The 16951-nt window shown below is 72.3% G+C and carries 11 protein-coding genes; 5 read left to right on the top strand and 6 right to left on the bottom strand.

Going from position 1 to position 16951, the window contains the following annotated elements; translation table 11 throughout:
- Window positions 1-81: 81 nt before the first annotated feature.
- Both ACF1A1_RS00130 and ACF1A1_RS00135 read right to left on the bottom strand, forming a co-directional pair.
- Complete coding sequence (locus ACF1A1_RS00130; protein WP_391643747.1) at window positions 82-1614, bottom strand: hypothetical protein; 1533 nt, start codon at window positions 1612-1614, stop codon at window positions 82-84.
- Window positions 1615-1616: 2 nt separating this feature from the next.
- Window positions 1617-7658, bottom strand: a complete 6042-nt coding sequence (locus ACF1A1_RS00135; RefSeq protein ID WP_391643749.1) for a hypothetical protein — start codon at window positions 7656-7658, stop codon at window positions 1617-1619.
- A gap of 367 nt (window positions 7659-8025) precedes the next feature.
- Here ACF1A1_RS00135 and ACF1A1_RS00140 point away from each other — a divergent pair, with 367 nt between their 5' ends.
- From ACF1A1_RS00140 to tyrS, 3 genes are all read left to right on the top strand, one after another.
- Complete coding sequence (locus ACF1A1_RS00140; protein WP_391643751.1) at window positions 8026-9549, top strand: TldD/PmbA family protein; 1524 nt, start codon at window positions 8026-8028, stop codon at window positions 9547-9549.
- A gap of 82 nt (window positions 9550-9631) precedes the next feature.
- Window positions 9632-11035 carry a metallopeptidase TldD-related protein gene (locus tag ACF1A1_RS00145; protein WP_391643753.1) on the top strand — a complete coding sequence of 468 codons (1404 nt, stop codon included), beginning with the start codon at window positions 9632-9634 and terminating at the stop codon, window positions 11033-11035.
- Between the two features lie 43 nt (window positions 11036-11078).
- Window positions 11079-12347: a tyrosine--tRNA ligase gene (gene tyrS / locus ACF1A1_RS00150; RefSeq protein WP_391643755.1), complete on the top strand. Its 1269-nt coding sequence runs from the start codon at window positions 11079-11081 to the stop codon at window positions 12345-12347.
- 138 nt (window positions 12348-12485) lie between these two features.
- On the opposite strand, the gene ACF1A1_RS00155 is transcribed toward tyrS, so the two are convergent.
- Window positions 12486-12764 carry a GlsB/YeaQ/YmgE family stress response membrane protein gene (locus tag ACF1A1_RS00155; protein ID WP_391643757.1) on the bottom strand — a complete coding sequence of 93 codons (279 nt, stop codon included), beginning with the start codon at window positions 12762-12764 and terminating at the stop codon, window positions 12486-12488.
- 200 nt (window positions 12765-12964) lie between these two features.
- Between ACF1A1_RS00155 and ACF1A1_RS00160 the strand changes: the two genes are divergently transcribed.
- Entirely contained in the window at window positions 12965-13387 is a 423-nt protein-coding gene (locus tag ACF1A1_RS00160) for a DUF3099 domain-containing protein (RefSeq protein ID WP_391643758.1), read from the top strand.
- A gap of 197 nt (window positions 13388-13584) precedes the next feature.
- Complete coding sequence (locus tag ACF1A1_RS00165; protein ID WP_391643760.1) at window positions 13585-13797, top strand: hypothetical protein; 213 nt, start codon at window positions 13585-13587, stop codon at window positions 13795-13797.
- Here ACF1A1_RS00165 and moaA read toward each other — a convergent pair.
- The 3 genes from moaA to ACF1A1_RS00180 form a co-directional block, all read right to left on the bottom strand.
- On the bottom strand, window positions 13794-14783 hold the full coding sequence (gene moaA / locus ACF1A1_RS00170) for a GTP 3',8-cyclase MoaA (RefSeq protein WP_391643762.1): 990 nt from the start codon (window positions 14781-14783) through the stop codon (window positions 13794-13796). The two genes, ACF1A1_RS00165 and moaA, sit on opposite strands and share 4 nt — an antisense overlap.
- Window positions 14784-14930: 147 nt before the next feature.
- Window positions 14931-16550 (bottom strand): cation acetate symporter, encoded by a 1620-nt coding sequence (locus ACF1A1_RS00175; RefSeq protein WP_391643764.1) that lies wholly within the window; start codon window positions 16548-16550, stop codon window positions 14931-14933.
- Entirely contained in the window at window positions 16547-16903 is a 357-nt protein-coding gene (locus tag ACF1A1_RS00180) for a DUF485 domain-containing protein (protein ID WP_391643766.1), read from the bottom strand. Before ACF1A1_RS00180 ends, ACF1A1_RS00175 begins: the two co-directional genes overlap by 4 nt.
- Window positions 16904-16951: the final 48 nt, after the last annotated feature.

Raw genomic sequence — 16951 nt, forward strand, 5'->3', positions numbered from 1 at the left:
TTCCTTCGAAACCTATCGGTCCGCCCCGGCTCGGGGACATTCGGGCACCGACAGTGGGGCACCGGCGCCACTGTCGGATTCCTACAGTCCTTGCGTGTCACGGCCCCATCGGAGGTCGGCGGCCGTCAGTCTGGCACACAGGTCGTCGAGGTCCTCGTCCCGGAGGACCTGGCGGTGCGCGAGCCGGTTGCGGGCCTTGACCAGTGTCGCGAGCAGGAGGCGTTCCTCGACCGGCAGGGATATGTGGCCGCTGAGGCAGGCGCGCTGCAGTTCGGCCGCCTCGGCGCACCGGAAGGTGCGCTCCGGGTGGGTGTCGCAGTCGGGGAGCCGGGTCCTCAGGTGGAGCTTCACCAGTTCCGCCACCGGCCGGCTGGCGAAGGACAGCGCCAGCTCCGCCAGTGCGCGCCGGGCCTCCTCGATCCACGGCGTCAGGACGCGGGCCTGCGCCAGGCCGACCAGGACGTTGACCTGGTCGGGGCGGCTCCCGGTGCCGTCGTTGTGCCACAGCGCGGGGTGCAGTCTGGGCCGGCCCTCCCAGGCCTGCACGGTCCCGTCCGCCCAGGCCCGGCGCAGGCCCGACGGCGGCTTGTGCTGGAGGCCGGCGCCGCTGTGCACCGCCGGGCGGTCGGCTGCCACCGCCCGGGCCCGGGCGGTCAGGCAGGCGCGCAGGCAGTCGTCGAGGGTGCGGTCGCTGCCGTCCCAGCGGGCGAAGAGGTCCGCCGCGAGGGCGAGGTCCGCGCCGCACAGCTCGCCGGCCACCTCCGCGCGCACCGCGCGCAGGACCCGTGCGCGCAGTACCGTGCCTGCCTTGGCGGGCCTGCGGCCGTGGTCCTGGTGTCCGTCGAGCCCGGTCAGGAGGGTGGCGCTGTCGAGCCGGCCGATCGTGCCCCACCACCAGTGGACCGAGGCGGTGGCCAGCTCCAGTTCCAGTTCGTCGGGGAGCTGGGGAGGCAGGTCGCGGAGCCGGCCGGTGACCATCAGCCGTGGCCGCTGCTCCGGCGGGAGGCCCGCCTCCTTGATCGCCGCTGCCAGAGCGCGCACCAGCCGCGCGATGTCGTGGCCGCGCTCTCCCGCGCGTCCCGCGGTGCCCTGGCGGGGGTCGGGTTCGGTCCAGGCCCGTATGCCGATGACCGGCCGCCAGTGGACGGCGGGGTCGGTCAGCTCGTCGAGCGCGTGGTCCGGGTCGAGCGAGAGTTCCTTGGCCAGCCGGGTCAGCAGCTCCGACGGCCCGCCTTCCGCGGACGTGGGCGCCGGGGCGCGCCGGGGGGCCGGGAGGTCCCAGCCGATGTCGAAGCCGTCGTCGAACCCGTCGAGCAGCGGGACGTCGTCGGCGGGACCGGCGGGCCAGGCGGCCCCGTCCGCCTCGGCGTTCCACTCGTCCCCCTCGCCGGCCCACTCGTCCGGTTCCGGCGCGGTCGCGGGTTCGGGCAGTTGGACCTGTTCCGGCCAGCGCGCCATGACCGCGCGGTGCAGGTCCTCGGCGACGCCCTGGTCGACGAGGTCGTCCGGCATCAGCCACACGCAGGTGCGGCCGGCGGCCAGATCGGCCGCTATGCGTTCGATCTGGCCGCGCACGCCCGGCAGCCGGGCCAGTTCCTCACCGGTCGGGGCCACCGTCACTCCCCGGTGTGACGGGCGGCCACGGCACGGAACGTCACCGGGTCCATGGCGATGCCGTCGGCGACCGCGTCGACGAGACCGAGCCGGTCCAGGCGGGCGAGCCAGACCTCGGTCTCCGGCTCGGGCAGTTCCACCGCCTCGGCGACCTGGTCGATGGGGACGCCCTGGCCCTCGCTCACATAGCCGCTCCACAGGGCGAGCAGGTCCAGGTCGCGGCGCTCCAGGCCGGCTTCCTCGCAGTGCCTGTCGAGGTTCTCCGGCTGCCGGATCGCACGGGCCGCCTTGTCCAGAGCGCTGTCGAGCGTCGCCCCCTGGACGGTCACGTCCGCGATGGCCGCCTCCACCCACGTGGCCCACCCACCGGTGACCTTGATCAGCCGAGCCCGGTCGGCCTTGGACACGAACGGGCACTCCGGCCACGCCCGCAGGCTCTCCACCGACCAGCGCTCGGGGCGCAGAAAGCGCACGGGCAGCGGTTCGACCCCCTGCGGCGGCTCCTGCACGGTTTCTACGGCCAGCGCGTCGGCGACCACGAACACAGAACGGTGGTTGGAGCGCTTGCGGCCCTCGGCCTGGTGGACGAGGGCGTCGGCGGCGGGGCCCGCGTGCTCCACGCACAGCCGCACCGCGTCCGCCAGCGCCGCCCCGTCGAGTCCGCGCAGGTCGAGGGCGAGGACGTAGTTCTTGCGCAGGCGGGAGGCGTCGGTGAGCACCGCGCGCAGGTCGTGCTCCGCGGTGGCCCGGCGGACCTCCACGCCGCGCGTCTCGGCGAACCGCTCCGTGGCTCTGATCATCAGCTGTGGGCGGTGGAGCCTGGTGGTGCCGATCACCGTGACGCCCGGTTGCGCGGCCTCGTGCAGCTGGCCCTCGGTGAGGGGGCTGTAGCGCGTCACGTAACGATGCGGATCGCTGCGGCCGTCGCGCCCCAGCAGTCGGCGGGCCGCCCTCGGGTCGTACTCGTAGGGCTGGCTGAACTCGGTCTCCCGCAGCTCCAGCAGCAGCTCGTCGCGGGTGCCCAGCATGTTGACGACGTTGGGGCTGCGGACGGCGAACCGGGAGCGGTCGCCCAGCTGCACCAGCAGGCCCAGGCCGACCATCTCCCTGAGGTAGATCTGCACCTGCTTGACGCCCAGCTCCTGGAAGCCCTCCTCCCAGGCCTCCCGGGCCCACTGGAGGAGTTCCTCGGCGGAGTAGTCGCCCCGGTAGCCGTCGTCCAGGCTGCGCAGGGCGATGACGAGGGTCAGAACGCGGTAGCGGTCCTCCAGGTTGATGGTGAAGCGCAGCCGCTCGGCGAGCCGGGTGCGCACGGTCTCCGAGGCCGCGACGTCCTGGACGTCCGTCTCGGTGATCGGCGTGGGACGGTGGGGGCCGCGCTGGGAGCGGGCCTGGAGGGTGCGGACCAGCTCGCTGCAGAAGATCTGCACGAGGTTGGCCTGGTAGTTGGTGATGGCCAGGATGCGCCAGACCAGCTCCGGGCGTTCGAAGACGAAGCCCAGGGCCGCCATGGGTTCGGTGACCAGGCGTACGGCGGCGGTGGGGTTGAGCGGGCCGACCAGCACGTCCGGACCGCCGTGCGCGGTGGAGACGTTGGAGAGCTCACCGAAGCGCTGCACCTGGTGGAGGCCGGCGAAGACGACCTTGAGCCGGCGGTCCGTCTGTTCCATGAGGTGCTGGAAGCGCTTGACGTTCTGGAACGTGGACTCGCCGCCGGAGCGGAAGACCCGGCGGGAGTCGGCGGTGAGGAACGCGTCCGCCTCGTCGGCGAGGATGAGCAGCCGACGGGAGTCGTCGGCGTCCAGCCAGCTGCGGATCGCCTTGGCCACCACGTCGGGACCCGCCTGGTCGGACACCTTCCGGGCGTCGATGACCTTCTGCCGTTTCAGGTCCTCGGCCAGCAGGTTCCAGATCCGCTCGGGTGACTCCGCCTGGCCGATCTCGGCCTTGACGAGGTCCAGGTAGACGGCGACGTTGGCGTCGGAGTTGCTCGGGAACAGCTCCGCCACCCTGCGCAGCAGCGCCGACTTGCCCAGCTGGCGCCCGCCGTAGAGGAAGAGCCCGCCCTCCGGGTTCATCACCTCGCGCAGTTCCTGGTCGCGGCCGTAGAAGACCTCGGGGGGCACGGCGCCCGCGACGAAGGGGGTGTAGGGGTCGTACGACGCCCAGGGCAGCGTGACGCGTTGCAGGGCGCGGAAGGCGCCGGGGGCGCGGGCCGCCATCCAGCCGACCACGGCGGGGTCGACGACGAGGGCCTGCTGTGCCTTGCGGCGCGAGGCCTCGGTGAGGGTGCGGCGGCCCTCCGGTCCGAGGGGGTGCAGGTAGAGGACGATGTTGGCGTCGACGTCGGAGTCCTCGAGGTGGGCGAGGGGCCCGTCGGCGCGCTGTTCCTCCCAGATCAGCAGGACGGTGTACGCGGTGGCGCGGGAGCCGAGCGCCGCGACGTACCCGGGAGCCTCGGTGACGGTGGCGCGTCCCTTGAACCGGCGGACGCCCTGGCCCGTGCGCTCGATCTGGAACTGGGCGGTGGGCTTCAGGCCCAGCAGCCGCAGCACCCGGGAGATGTGGTGCCGCCAGTCGCCGTTGCGGCCCTTCTTGGTGCACAGGGCCTTCCAGGAGGCGAGGCCCAGATCGGCGTTGGGCGTGACCTTCTCGCCCCGGCTGTAGCGGTCGACCCACCAGCCGGCGGGGACGCCGTCGCCGCCGGGCGCGGGGGCTCCGGGGCCGGTGAGGCCGGCCAGGAACTCGCGCAGTTCGGCGCCCTCGTCGTCGGGTCGGTCGGGCAGGCGCTGGCCGCTCTCCACGAGCGCGAGGAACTCCTGCGCGGTGACGGTGTCGCCCTCGTCGATCAGGCGCAGGATCCGCTCGTGGTCCGGCTCGGAGAGCGGGCGCTCGGGGTCCAACCACACCGCTTCCAGGCGCTCGCGCAGGCGCTTGGTGGACTCCGCGACCAGCTCGGTGAGTTCGGCGACCAGGTCGCGCAGGGCGCCGAGGGCGTAGCGGTAGCGGCCCGCCTCGTCGCCGTCCGCGAACTCCTGGAGCCGGCCGGTGAACTCGCGCTCGGTGTCGGAGGGCATCAGGTTCAGCGTCCGGATCTGGGCCAGGTGCGAGGCGGCCAGACGGTGGTGCTCGCCGATCCTGCGGCGCCACGCCTTCTCCGCCTCACGGCAGCGGCGTACGGCGTCCTCCAGCCAGTCGGGCTGCACGGCCGGCTCCGCGCCCGACTCGCCGGCCATCCGGACCAGGGCCCGGGCCAGGTGCAGGTCGCCGCGGTCCAGGTACTCGGCCAGGGCCGTCTCCGGGGAGGCCGGGCAGAGCAGGCCGGCCAGGGCGGGGGCGGTGCGCGGGTCGGCGAGGTCGAGCCGGCCGGTGGCGTCGCGCGGGAGGTCCGGCAGCAGGAGCAGGCAGTCGTCGGAGGGGCGCAGGGAGCCGTCCGGTTCGACCAGGGCTCCGGTGGGGACCACGGGTTCCGCGGCCAGCCACATCCTGAGCAGGCCGAGAGCGGCTCCGCCGACGCCCGGCGGGTCGTCGTAGGAGACGAGGTCCGCCACGGCGGCCTCGACCTGGGGGACCTTCGGGCCGGAGGCGGCGTCCCTGGCCTGGGCCGCGGCGGCCATCGCCTCGGCCTTGGCGGTCAGCTCCCCCACCGAGCGGATCGTGGCGTGCAGCTGGCGCAGCGCACCCGAGTGGATGGCTTCCCTGGCCTGCTTCGGGGTGCGGAAGCGGCTGTCGGCGTCCTCGATGAGCCGGTCGACGTACTCGCTGCGGCGGAGGTTCTCGCCGAAGGCCCTGAGCGCGGTGTCGTCGGCCGTGCCGCGGGCCCAGTCCAGCACCGCCCGCAGCGCCTGGTGGAGCTGTCCCGAGGGGCCGGTCAGGTACTGGAGCACCCGGGAGGCGCGCTGGTACTTGATCTTCCGGCGCGGGAGGTCCTCCAGGAGGACCCGCGCGGACTCCTCGAGGTCGCGGACGGTGACCTGGTGGTCCAGCTCGGTGGCCTGCTCGGCAGCGCCGGGCACGAAGATGTGGCACTCGCGCACGGCTTCCTTGAGCACCATCAGCAGGTGCTGCCAGGGCTGGGACAGGCCGGAGGGCATGCTGAAGTCGCTGACGAGGGTGTGCGGCCAGCCCGCCGTGAGGCCCGACCTCATCGCGGCGACCAGGGCCACGAGGTGCGCCTCACGGTCCTCGACCAGGTCGAGGACCGTGATGTCGTGCTCCCTCTGCACCTGGGTGGCGCCGTCCACGTCGGCGCAGGCGAAGGCGGCCGTCAGGAAGGACAGCGCCCTGGTGCGGTGCGGGAGTTCCTCGGACGCCGCCGTCATCCAGTAGGCCTGCGGCAGGTGCCCGCGCGTGAGGAGCCGGGCGAGCGGGGACGGGCCGCCCTCCGGCGCCGTCCAGGGGTGGGCCACTTCCTCGGTGAGGCGCTGTGCCGGCCGGGTGGGAGGGGGGTTGGGGGTGGCGGAGGTGGTGTGGAGGACGGTGGTGGCGTTGGGCGTGGTGACGGTGGGTGGGTTGACGGTGTTCGAGGTGAGGGTGGGCGGCGCGGTGGCCGTGGTGGCGGTGGGCGTGTGGGCCGGTTGGGGCCGCGGCGCGGGCTGCGGGGCGAGGTGCGGTTCCGGGTCCGCGACGGGCTGCGGGGCGGGCCTGGGCCGGGCGAGGGACGTGGGGTCGGTGGCCGGCCGGGAGTGGGTGTCCGGCCGGGGCTCGACGACCTGCGGGCGGAGGGGCTCGCTCGACGACGGGCGGTCGCTGGACGAGGAGGTGCCGCCCGGCTGGGGCGGCTCTCCGCACGGCTCAAGAGTCCCGGCCTCGGCGACCGGGCCGGCCGGTACGCGTGCGTGCACACCCTCCGCGCCCTCCTCGGCGGGCGCGTCGGCTCCGTCGGCATCGGCGCCGCCGCCCTCCGCGGACTGCGGTACGCCGTCCACCGCGCGCGGCACGCGGTCCGTCTCGGGGAGCGCGCTGTCCGCCACGCTCCCGAGGCCGTCCGTCCCGTCGGCGGTGGGGTCCTGCGCGCCGGGGCGCCCGCCCGGCGTGCCGGCCACGGCCTCGGGCTCGGCGCCAGGCCCTCCGGCGTGCTCGACGGCGGACTCGACGGCGGCCGGTTCCACGGCCGTCGTCCCCTCGGCGACCGACGGCGTCCCCGTCCCCAACAGCGCCTCGAACCGCGCCATCTGGCCGCGTATGCCGTCCAGCGCCATGCGCAGGCCGTCGGCCTCCGCCTCGGCCACCGCTTCCGCGATCAGCCCCTCGTACTGCGCCGCGCGCAGCCGGAGCTTCTCCAACTGGGCGCGGGCCTCGACCCGTTCGGCCCGGAGCCGGCCGAGGCGGTCGAGTTCCGCCGCGAGTTCCGCGTATCCGGCGTCGGCGGGCCAGTGGCCCTCCTGAGCGGACACCGTCTCCGCGAGGCGGGCGCGTTCGCCGGCCCACGCGGTCAGCCGGTCGGCCAGTCCCTCGGCCGTCCCGGGCAGCCGGCCCTCCGTCACGGCGTCGGCGAAGTCCCGCAGGTCCCGCGCTATGTCGGCGCCGGACCCCCGCAGCGCGTTCGCCGCCCGGCGGACGGCGTCGCCGTCGTCGCCGGTGCCGACCGCCCGCACCTCGGCCGTCGTCATCCCCGTCCCCCTCCGTTCCTGGCCACCGGCCGGTTCCGTGCCCTGGGGACAGTCGTCCCCCGCCTCTTCTCCCCGGCCGTCCGCCGACGCGCCCGGCTGCTCCCGCTCGCCCAGTTCCCGTGCGAGCGCCGGGCCGATCTCCCTGGCGTCGGGCGGCGGTTCACGGTCCGCCGCGGCCAGGCACCGGTCCCTGTGCCGCGCGGCGATCTCCGCCGCGGGCAGCCTTCTCAGGGCCTCCGGCACGAGCAGCCCGTAGACGGCGCACCGGGCCAGGGTGGGTTCCAGGACCTCCAGCATCGTGAGCAGCTGGTCCTCGGTGGGATGCGCCACCACGTGCCCCGGAAAGCCGTGGACCCCCACGAGCGTCTGGGAGGCCCAGGCGACACCGCAGGCGGCGGCCGACTGGAGCATGGGTTCCGTCGCGGTGGTCAACCACACGCGTACCGAGTGCGCGTCGCGTCGTGAGGCGACCGCCCCCGGTAACTCCTTCGCCCCGTCCTTCGGACGCCGCCGGTGCTGGCACTGTCTGCGCCGCAGACACTGGTGCTGCGCCAACAACCCCCGCAGACTGCGCTCGTCGAGCGACAACAGCCACGTACGAAAATCAAGCCCCCAACCGTGCATGGACAGATACTGACACTTGCCACCGACAACGCACCCTCGGTAACGGGAAAATCACGCGGAGGCGGGGCGTCCGGTGACGCGATTTTCCTGCTCCCGGGTCCGCGGGGACATGATTCACTCCCAGGAGCGGTTTTGAACGGTCCTCACCGGTGACAGCGCGAAGGGAAACCCATCCGTGCCCCATGAAATCGACCAGTCATTTCTGGCACTGCCCCTACGCGCCCTGGCCGACGCCGCGCTCGCACGCGCGCGTGCGCTGGGGGCGGAGCACGCGGACTTCCGCTTCGAGCGGGTGCGCAGCGCGTCCTGGCGGCTGCGGGACGCCAAGCCCGCCGGGTCGTCGGACACGACCGACCTCGGGTACGCGGTGCGCGTGGTGCACGGCGGCACGTGGGGGTTCGCGTCGGGCGTGGACCTGACGATGGACGCGGCGGCCAAGGTCGCCTCCCAGGCGGTGGCGATGGCGAAGCTGTCCGCCCAGGTCATCGAGGCCGCCGGGTCCGACGAGCGGGTCGAGCTCGCCGACGAGCCGGTGCACGCCGACAAGACGTGGATCTCGTCGTACGAGATCGACCCGTTCACCGTGCCCGACGAGGAGAAGTCGGCGCTCCTCGCGGAGTGGAGCGCACGGCTGCTCGCGGCGAACGGGATCAATCACGTGGACGCCTCGCTGCTCACCGTCCACGAGAACAAGTTCTACGCGGACACGGCGGGGACGGTGACCACGCAGCAGCGCGTGCGGCTGCACCCGCACCTGACCGCGGTGTCGGTCGACGAGTCCAGCGGCGAGTTCGACTCGATGCGGACGATCGCGCCGCCGGCCGGGCGGGGCTGGGAGTACCTCACGGGCACCGGCTGGGACTGGGACGACGAACTGGAGCGCATCCCGGAGCTGCTCGCCGAGAAGATGCGGGCGCCCAGCGTCGAACCGGGGCTGTACGACCTGGTCGTGGACCCGTCCAACCTGTGGCTGACCATCCACGAGTCGATCGGGCACGCCACCGAGCTGGACCGGGCCCTCGGCTACGAGGCCGCCTACGCCGGCACCTCCTTCGCCACCTTCGACCAGCTCGGCAAGCTGCGCTACGGCTCCGACCTGATGAACGTCACCGGCGACCGCACCGCCGAGCACGGCCTGGCGACCGTCGGGTACGACGACGAGGGCGTCGAGGCACAGGCCTGGGACCTGGTGAAGGACGGCACGCTCGTCGGCTACCAGCTGGACCGGCGGATCGCGAGACTCACCGGGTTCGAGCGCTCCAACGGATGCGCGTTCGCCGACTCCCCCGGCCACGTACCGGTGCAGCGCATGGCGAACGTGTCGCTGCGGCCTGATCCGGCGGGCATGTCCACGGAGGACCTCATCGGAGGCGTCGACCGGGGCGTCTACGTCGTCGGGGACCGGTCCTGGTCGATCGACATGCAGAGGTACAACTTCCAGTTCACCGGGCAGCGCTTCTTCCGGATCGAGAACGGGCGGATCACCGGGCAGCTGCGGGACGTGGCCTACCAGGCGACGACCACCGACTTCTGGGGCTCCATGGCCGCCGTCGGCGGTCCGCAGACATACGTCCTCGGGGGCGCCTTCAACTGCGGCAAGGCGCAGCCGGGCCAGGTCGCGGCCGTCTCCCACGGCTGCCCGTCGGCCCTGTTCAAGGGCGTCAACATTCTGAACACGACGCAGGAGGCGGGTCGATGAGCGCCAGCAGCAGGACCGGCCGGGGGTCCGGGGGTCGTCCCCCGGGAGAGCACAGCCTGAACACGACGCAGGAGGCGGGTCGATGAGCGCGCGCACCAACAAGGCGAACAAGCCGCACGAGGTCGTGGAACGGGCCCTGGAGCTGTCGCGGGCCGACGGCTGTGTCGTCATCGCCGACGAGCAGTCGACCGCCAACCTGCGCTGGGCGGGCAACGCGCTCACCACCAACGGTGTGACGCGCTCGCGCACACTCACCGTGATCGCGACGGTCGACGGCAAGGAGGGCACCGCCTCCGGGGTCGTCTCGCGGGCCGCCGTGACCGCGGACGAGCTGGAGCCGCTGGTGCGGGCCGCCGAGGCCGCCGCGCGCGGGGCCGGGCCCGCCGAGGACGCGCAGCCGCTGGTCACCGGGGTGGCGCCGTCCCCGGAGTTCACGGACGCGCCCGCCGAGACCTCGTCCGCCGTGTTCGCCGACTTCGCGCCGGCCCTGGGCGAGGCGTTCGCCCGCGCGCGGGCGGGCGGCCGCGAGCTGTACGGCTTCGCCAACCACGAACTGGTGTCGACGTACATGGGCACGTCGACGGGGCTGCGGCTGCGGCACGACCAGCCGAACGGGACGCTGGAGCTCAACGCCAAGTCGCCCGACCGTACGCGCTCGGCGTGGGCGGGCCGGTCGACCCGGGACTTCAAGGACGTCGACCCGGCGTCGCTCGACGCCGAGCTCGCCGTACGCCTGGGCTGGGCCGAGCGGCGGATCGAGCTGCCCGCCGGTCGGTACGAGACGCTGTTGCCGCCGACCGCCGTCGCGGACCTGATGATCTACCAGCTGTGGTCGGCGTCGGGCCGGGACGCGGCCGAGGGCCGTACGGTGTTCTCCAAGCCGGGCGGCGGCACCCGCCTCGGCGAGAAGCTGACCGAGCTGCCGCTGACCCTGCGCAGCGACCCGAACGAGCCGGGTCTGGAGTCGGCGCCGTTCGTCGTCGCGCACTCCTCGGGCGGCGACCAGTCGGTCTTCGACAACGGGCTGCCGATCCGGGCCACGGAATGGGTCGACGGGGGCGAGCTGAAGCACCTCGCGACCAGCCGGCACAGCGCGGCGCTGACCGGCCTGCCGGTGGCTCCCGCGGGCGACAACCTGATCCTGGACGGCGGCGACGACCGCTCGCTGGACGAGATGGTGGCGAGCACCGCGCGCGGGCTGTTGCTGACCTGCCTGTGGTACATCCGCGAGGTCGACCCGGCGACGCTGCTGCTGACCGGCCTGACCCGGGACGGCGTGTACCTCGTCGAGAACGGCGAGGTCGTCGGCGAGGTCAACAACTTCCGGTTCAACGAGTCGCCGGTCGGCCTGCTGGGCCGGGCCACCGAGGCCGGGCGCACGGAGAAGACGCTGCCGCGGGAGTGGAGCGACTGGTTCACCAGGGCTGCGATGCCCGCGCTGAGGGTGCCGGACTTCAATATGAGCTCTGTCAGCCAGGGCGTATAACCTCGTACCTGATTACGAGCCCACTCGAGGAGACACGAGAACCGTGACGGACATCGTCGACGAGCTGAAGTGGCGGGGGCTGTTCGCCCTGTCCACTGACGAGGACGCTTTGCGCAAGGCGCTCGCGGACGGTCCCGTCACGTTCTATTGCGGCTTCGACCCGACCGCCCCGTCCCTGCACGTCGGCCACCTGGTGCAGGTGCTCACCGTGCGCCGGCTCCAGCAGGCCGGTCACCGGCCGCTGGCGCTGGTCGGCGGGGCGACGGGCCTGATCGGCGACCCCCGCCCCACGGCGGAGCGCACGCTGAACGCCCCGGAGACGGTCGCCGGCTGGGTCGACAAGCTGCGCGGCCAGATCGAGCCGTTCCTCTCCTTCGAGGGGGAGAACGCGGCCGTCATGGTCAACAACCTCGACTGGACGGCCGGCCTGTCCGCGATCGAGTTCCTGCGCGACATCGGCAAGCACTTCCGCGTCAACAAGATGCTGACGAAGGACTCCGTGGCCCGCCGCCTGGAGTCCGACCAGGGCATCAGCTACACCGAGTTCAGCTACCAGATCCTCCAGGGCATGGACTTCCTCCAGCTCTACCGGCGCTACGGCTGCACGCTCCAGCAGGGCGGCAGCGACCAGTGGGGCAACCTCACCGCCGGCCTGGACCTGATCCACCGGCTGGAGCCGGACGCCACCGTGCACGCGCTGGCGACGCCGCTGATGACCAAGGCGGACGGCACCAAGTTCGGCAAGACCGAGGGCGGCGCCGTCTGGCTCGACCCGGAGATGACGACGCCGTACGCGTTCTACCAGTTCTGGCTGAACGTGGACGACCGGGACATCTCCTCGTACATGCGCATCCTGTCCTTCCGTTCCCGTGCGGAGCTGGAGGAGCTGGAGCGGCAGACCGAGGAGCGTCCGCAGGCCCGGGCCGCCCAGCGGGCGCTGGCCGAGGAGCTGACGACGCTGGTGCACGGCGCCGAGCAGACGGCCGCCGTGATCGCCGCGTCCAAGGCGCTCTTCGGGCAGGGCGAGCTGGCGGACCTCGACGACCGGACGCTGGCGGCGGCCCTGTCCGAGGTGCCGCACATCCGGGTCACCGAACTCGGACCGGTCGTGGACCTGTTCGCCGAGGTCGGCCTGGTGGCCAGCAAGTCGGCCGCGCGGCGCACGGTGAAGGAGGGCGGTGCCTACGTGAACAACGTCAAGGTCACCGCCGAGGACTTCGTCCCGGCCGCGGAAGACCTGCTGCACGGGCGGTGGCTGGTGCTGCGGCGCGGCAAGAAGAACCTTGCGGCCGTCGAGGTCACCGGGGGCTGAGTCACCCTTTCCGGGATCCGCCGCAGGGGTGCGGGTTTCCACGGGCTGCGGCTTCGCCGTGGCTCGTCCCGCCCCGCGGCGGAGCCGCGGACGGATACAGCCCCGCGCCCCTGCCGGGCCCCTTCCGGGCGCCGCGGCTCAGGTGCGGTGCTTCCGCTTCCCCAGCGTCGCCATGTACAGCATGTCGCCGAAGGCCACGATGATGATCGCGGCGATCAGCTGGAAGATGTGGCGGCTCCAGTCGATGCCGGGGGTCTCGTCCACGCCGAAGCCGCGCGCGACGGCGTTGCCCACGATGGCGCCCAGAATGCCGAAGATGGTGGTCAGCCAGAGGGGACTGTGCTGCCTGCCCGGGATGATCGCCTTGGCGATCAGGCCCAGCACCAGTCCCACGATGATCGCCCACAACCAGCCCATGGCTGCCTCCTTGTACGGCTCGACGTGAGCATTGCCCCCAGTGTGGGTCCGTCTGCCGTACGGCGCATGTCGGGTGGAGCCGTACGCGGTACGGCGCAGGACGTCCGCCCCACCGTGGGCGCCCCGGCCTCGAAGGTGTCGCAGTCGCGGCGTACGGTGGATGCCGGGGAGAGTTCGATGCGGGCGGATGGTGGAACGCGATGCGGAAGCGGAGTGGCGGCGGCAACGTCGAGGTGTTCCGGATCACTGGAGCCCGTCAGGGACTCCAGGACGATGTGCGAGGCCGGCAGCGGCGGTACGTGATCTCGATGTCGGTCCGCACCCTGGCCGTGATCCTCGCGGCGGTGCTGTGGAACGTGGAGCGCCATGTGGCCGTGGTGGCGCTGGTCCTCGGGGCGGTCCTGCCCTACATCGCGGTGGTGATCGCCAACGCCGGGCGGGAGAACGCGCCGGGGCTTCCCTCGACGTTCGTGACGGCGCCGGTGCGGCCGATGCTCGCGCCGCCGCGCGCGGAGGACGGGTCCGGTGTGTCCGGGTCCGGTGTTTCCGGCCCGGAAGAGGAGCGCTTCGCGGAATCCGACCGTACGGAAGCGGAGGCCGATCCGGCCGAGCGGCGGCCGTGAGCCGGCCGTGAGCGGACGGTGCGCCAAGCTCAGGAAAAGCTCAGATCAATCATGTTGTTCCGGTGCCGTGGGGCCGGTTACCCGTGACATACTTCGTACGCGCTCCGCATCCCCCGTCGGAGCGACAGACCGACGCCGGGCAGCTCCCCCCGTGGCTGCTCGGCGTCGCCTTGTTTTCCCACCTGTGAGACGAACCTGTGAGTGACGCGATCTGCTCTGCCAAGGGCTGCCGTGCCGGTGCCGTGTGGGTGCTGGCGTGGAACAACCCGAAGATCCACACGCCGGAGCGGCGGAAGACGTGGCTGGCGTGTGAAGAGCACCGCGAGCACCTGTCCCAGTTCCTCGGTGTCCGGGGTTTCCTCAAGGACGTGGTGAAGTTCGAGGACTGGGAAGCGACCGAGGGGCCCTAGCCGCCGATCGCCGACATCGGCCTGTCCGGCTGCACGAAGGACGGGTCGTCCAGGCCCGCGCCGGCCTTCTTGCCCCACATGGCCAGGCGCCAGATGCGGGCTATCTCCTCGTCGGGGGCGCCGGAGCGCAGGGCCGCTCGCAGGTCCGTCTCCTCGCGGGCGAAGAGGCAGGTGCGGATCTGGCCGTCGGCCGTGAGGCGGGTGCGGTCGCAGGCCGCGCAGAAGGGGCGGGTGACGGAGGCGATGACGCCGACGCGGTGGGGTCCGCCGTCCACCAGCCAGCGCTCGGCCGGGGCCGAGCCGCGTGCCTCGTCGCCCTCGGGGGTCAGGTCGAAGCGGGTGCGCAGGGCGGCCAGGATGTCCCCGGCGGTGACCATGCCCTCGCGTTTCCAGCCGTGCTGGGCGTCGAGGGGCATCTGCTCGATGAAGCGCAGCTCGTACTCGTGCTCGACTGCCCAGGCCAGCAGGTCGGGGGCCTCGTCGTCGTTCAGGTCCGGCATCAGGACGCAGTTCACCTTCACCGGGGTCAGGCCGGCCTCGCGGGCGGCCTGGAGGCCTTCGAGGACGTCCTTGTGGCGGTCGCGGCGGGTGAGGGTCTTGAAGACGTCCGGGCGGAGCGTGTCGAGGGAGACGTTGACCCGGTCCAGGCCCGCGGCCTTCAGGGCGGTCGCCGTGCGCCTCAGGCCGATGCCGTTGGTCGTCAGGGACATCCGGGGGCGCGGGGTGAGGGCCGCGACGCGCTCGACGATGCCGACGAGGCCGGGGCGCAGCAGGGGCTCGCCGCCGGTGAAGCGGACCTCCTCGATGCCGAGCGTGCGGACCGCGATGTCGATCAGGCGGACGATCTCGTCGTCCGTGAGGAGGTCGGGCTTGGCCAGCCACTGCAGGCCCTCCTCGGGCATGCAGTACGTGCACCGCAGGTTGCACCGGTCGGTCAGCGAGACCCTCAGGTCGGTGGCCACTCGGCCGTAGGTGTCGATGAGCACGTGGGCCCCCTCCCTCGTAGCGGATCGCATGTGTTCCGTCACCTGCGAGCGTACGCGACGGCACCGACAACGACAGCCGCCGATCCCACGACGTAAGACGCGGCCGCGTCGTAGGTCCCTACGACGCGGCCGCTCCGGGGACGTCCCTCAGTGGGCGCCGGTGCCGGTCAGGGACCGGACCTCGAGCTCCGCGTACTTGCCGGTGTCCGGTTCCTCCTTGGACAGGACGGTGCCGAGCCAGCCCATCAGGAAGCCGAACGGGATGGAGATGATGCCGGGGTTCTTCAGCGGGAACCAGGCGAAGTCCACGTCGGGGAACATCGCCTTGGGGTCGCCGGAGACCACGGGCGAGAAGAGCACCAGGCCGACCGCCACGATCAGACCGCCGTAGATCGACCACAGGGCGCCCTGGGTGGTGAACCGCTTCCAGAACAGGCTGTAGAGGATGGTCGGCAGGTTCGCGGACGCGGCGACCGCGAAGGCCAGGGCGACCAGGCCGGCCACGTTGAGGTCGCGGGCGAGGGCGCCCAGGCCGATGGAGACGATGCCGATGAAGACGGTCGCCCAGCGGGCGGCGCGGACCTCCTCCGCGCCGGTGGCCTTCCCCTTGCGGATGACGTTGGCGTAGATGTCGTGCGCGAAGGACGACGACGAGGCGAGGGTGAGGCCGGCGACGACGGCGAGGATCGTGGCGAAGGCCACCGCCGAGATCGTGGCGAGCAGGATCGCGCCCCAGGTCGAGTCGACGCCGCCCAGGTGGAGGGCGAGCAGGGGCGCGGCCGTGTTGCCGGACGGGTTGGAGGCGATGATCTCGTCCTGGGAGATCAGGGCCGCGGCGCCGAAGCCGAGCGCGATGGTCATCAGGTAGAAGCCGCCGATGATGCCGATCGCCCAGTTCACGGACTTCCGGGCGGCCTTGGCGTTGGGGACCGTGTAGAAGCGGATCAGGATGTGCGGCAGGCCGGCCGTGCCGAGCACCAGGGCGATGCCCAGGGACATGAAGTCCAGCTTGGAGGTGCCGGTCGCGCCGTACTGGAGGCCGGGCTCCAGGAAGGCGGCGCCCTTGCCGCTGTTCTCGGCGGCCGAGCCGAGCAGGTCGGAGATGTTGAAGTTGAACTTCAGCAGCACCAGGAAGGTGATCAGGAGGGTGCCGCCGATGAGGAGCACGGCCTTGACCATCTGGACCCAGGTGGTGCCCTTCATGCCGCCGATGGAGACGTAGACGATCATCAGGAGGCCGACGAGGGCGACGATGGCGATCTTGCCGGCGTCGGAGGTGATGCCGAGCAGCAGGGAGACGAGGACGCCGGCGCCCGCCATCTGGGCCAGCAGGTAGAAGATCGACACGACGATGGTGGACGTGCCCGCCGCCGTACGGACCGGGCGCTGGCGCATGCGGTACGCCAGGACGTCGCCCATGGTGTAGCGGCCGGAGTTCCTGAGCGGCTCGGCCACCAGGAGCAGCGCCACCAGCCAGGCGACGAGGAAGCCGATGGAGTACAGGAAGCCGTCGTAGCCGAAGAGGGCGATCGCGCCGGCGATGCCGAGGAACGACGCGGCCGACATGTAGTCGCCGGAGACCGCGAGTCCGTTCTGGAAGGCGCTGAACTGGCGGCCGCCCGCGTAGAAGTCGGCGGCGTCCTTGGTCTGGCGGCCCGCCCAGACGGTGATGACGAGTGTCGCGACGACGAACACCGCGAACAGACTGATGATCAGTGGCCGGTGCTCGCCGGCCTCGCCGGCTGCCAAAGTGATCGCGGGGCTCATGCGCCGCCCTCCATCCGGGACTTGATGGCATCGGCCTTGGGGTCGAGCTTCGCGGCGGCGTGCCGCGAGTACCACCAGGCGATGAGGAACGTGGTGACGAACTGGGCTACGCCGAGGACGAAGGCGACGTTGATGTTGCCGAACAGCTTGGTGCCCATGAAGTCGCCCGCGTAGTTGGACAGCAGGACGTACAGCAGGTACCAGGCGATGAAGGCCACGGTCAACGGGAAGGCGAAACTGCGGTAGGAGCGGCGCAGCTCGGCGAACTCCGCACTCTCCTGCACCGCGACGAACTCCTCGGTGGAGGGGAGTTGGGCTGAGGTTTTCGAGGGGGGCGGTGTCTCGGTGGCCACGGAGTCTCCTCGCATTGCGGATGGCGGGTGTGCGGGGGGCTCGATCGT

Origin of the sequence: Streptomyces sp. NPDC014995, assembly GCF_043080745.1 — a bacterium.
Lineage (GTDB): Bacteria > Actinomycetota > Actinomycetes > Streptomycetales > Streptomycetaceae > Streptomyces.

Excerpts from the sequence above, each read along its gene's own strand:
- ACF1A1_RS00145 (WP_391643753.1), top strand. The coding sequence starts at position 9,632 with ATGAGCGCGCGCACCAACAAGGCGAACAAGCCGCACGAGGTCGTGGAA.
- ACF1A1_RS00155 (WP_391643757.1), bottom strand. The coding sequence starts at position 12,764 with ATGGGCTGGTTGTGGGCGATCATCGTGGGACTGGTGCTGGGCCTGATC.
- ACF1A1_RS00160 (WP_391643758.1), top strand. The coding sequence starts at position 12,965 with ATGCGGAAGCGGAGTGGCGGCGGCAACGTCGAGGTGTTCCGGATCACT.
- ACF1A1_RS00175 (WP_391643764.1), bottom strand. The coding sequence starts at position 16,550 with ATGAGCCCCGCGATCACTTTGGCAGCCGGCGAGGCCGGCGAGCACCGG.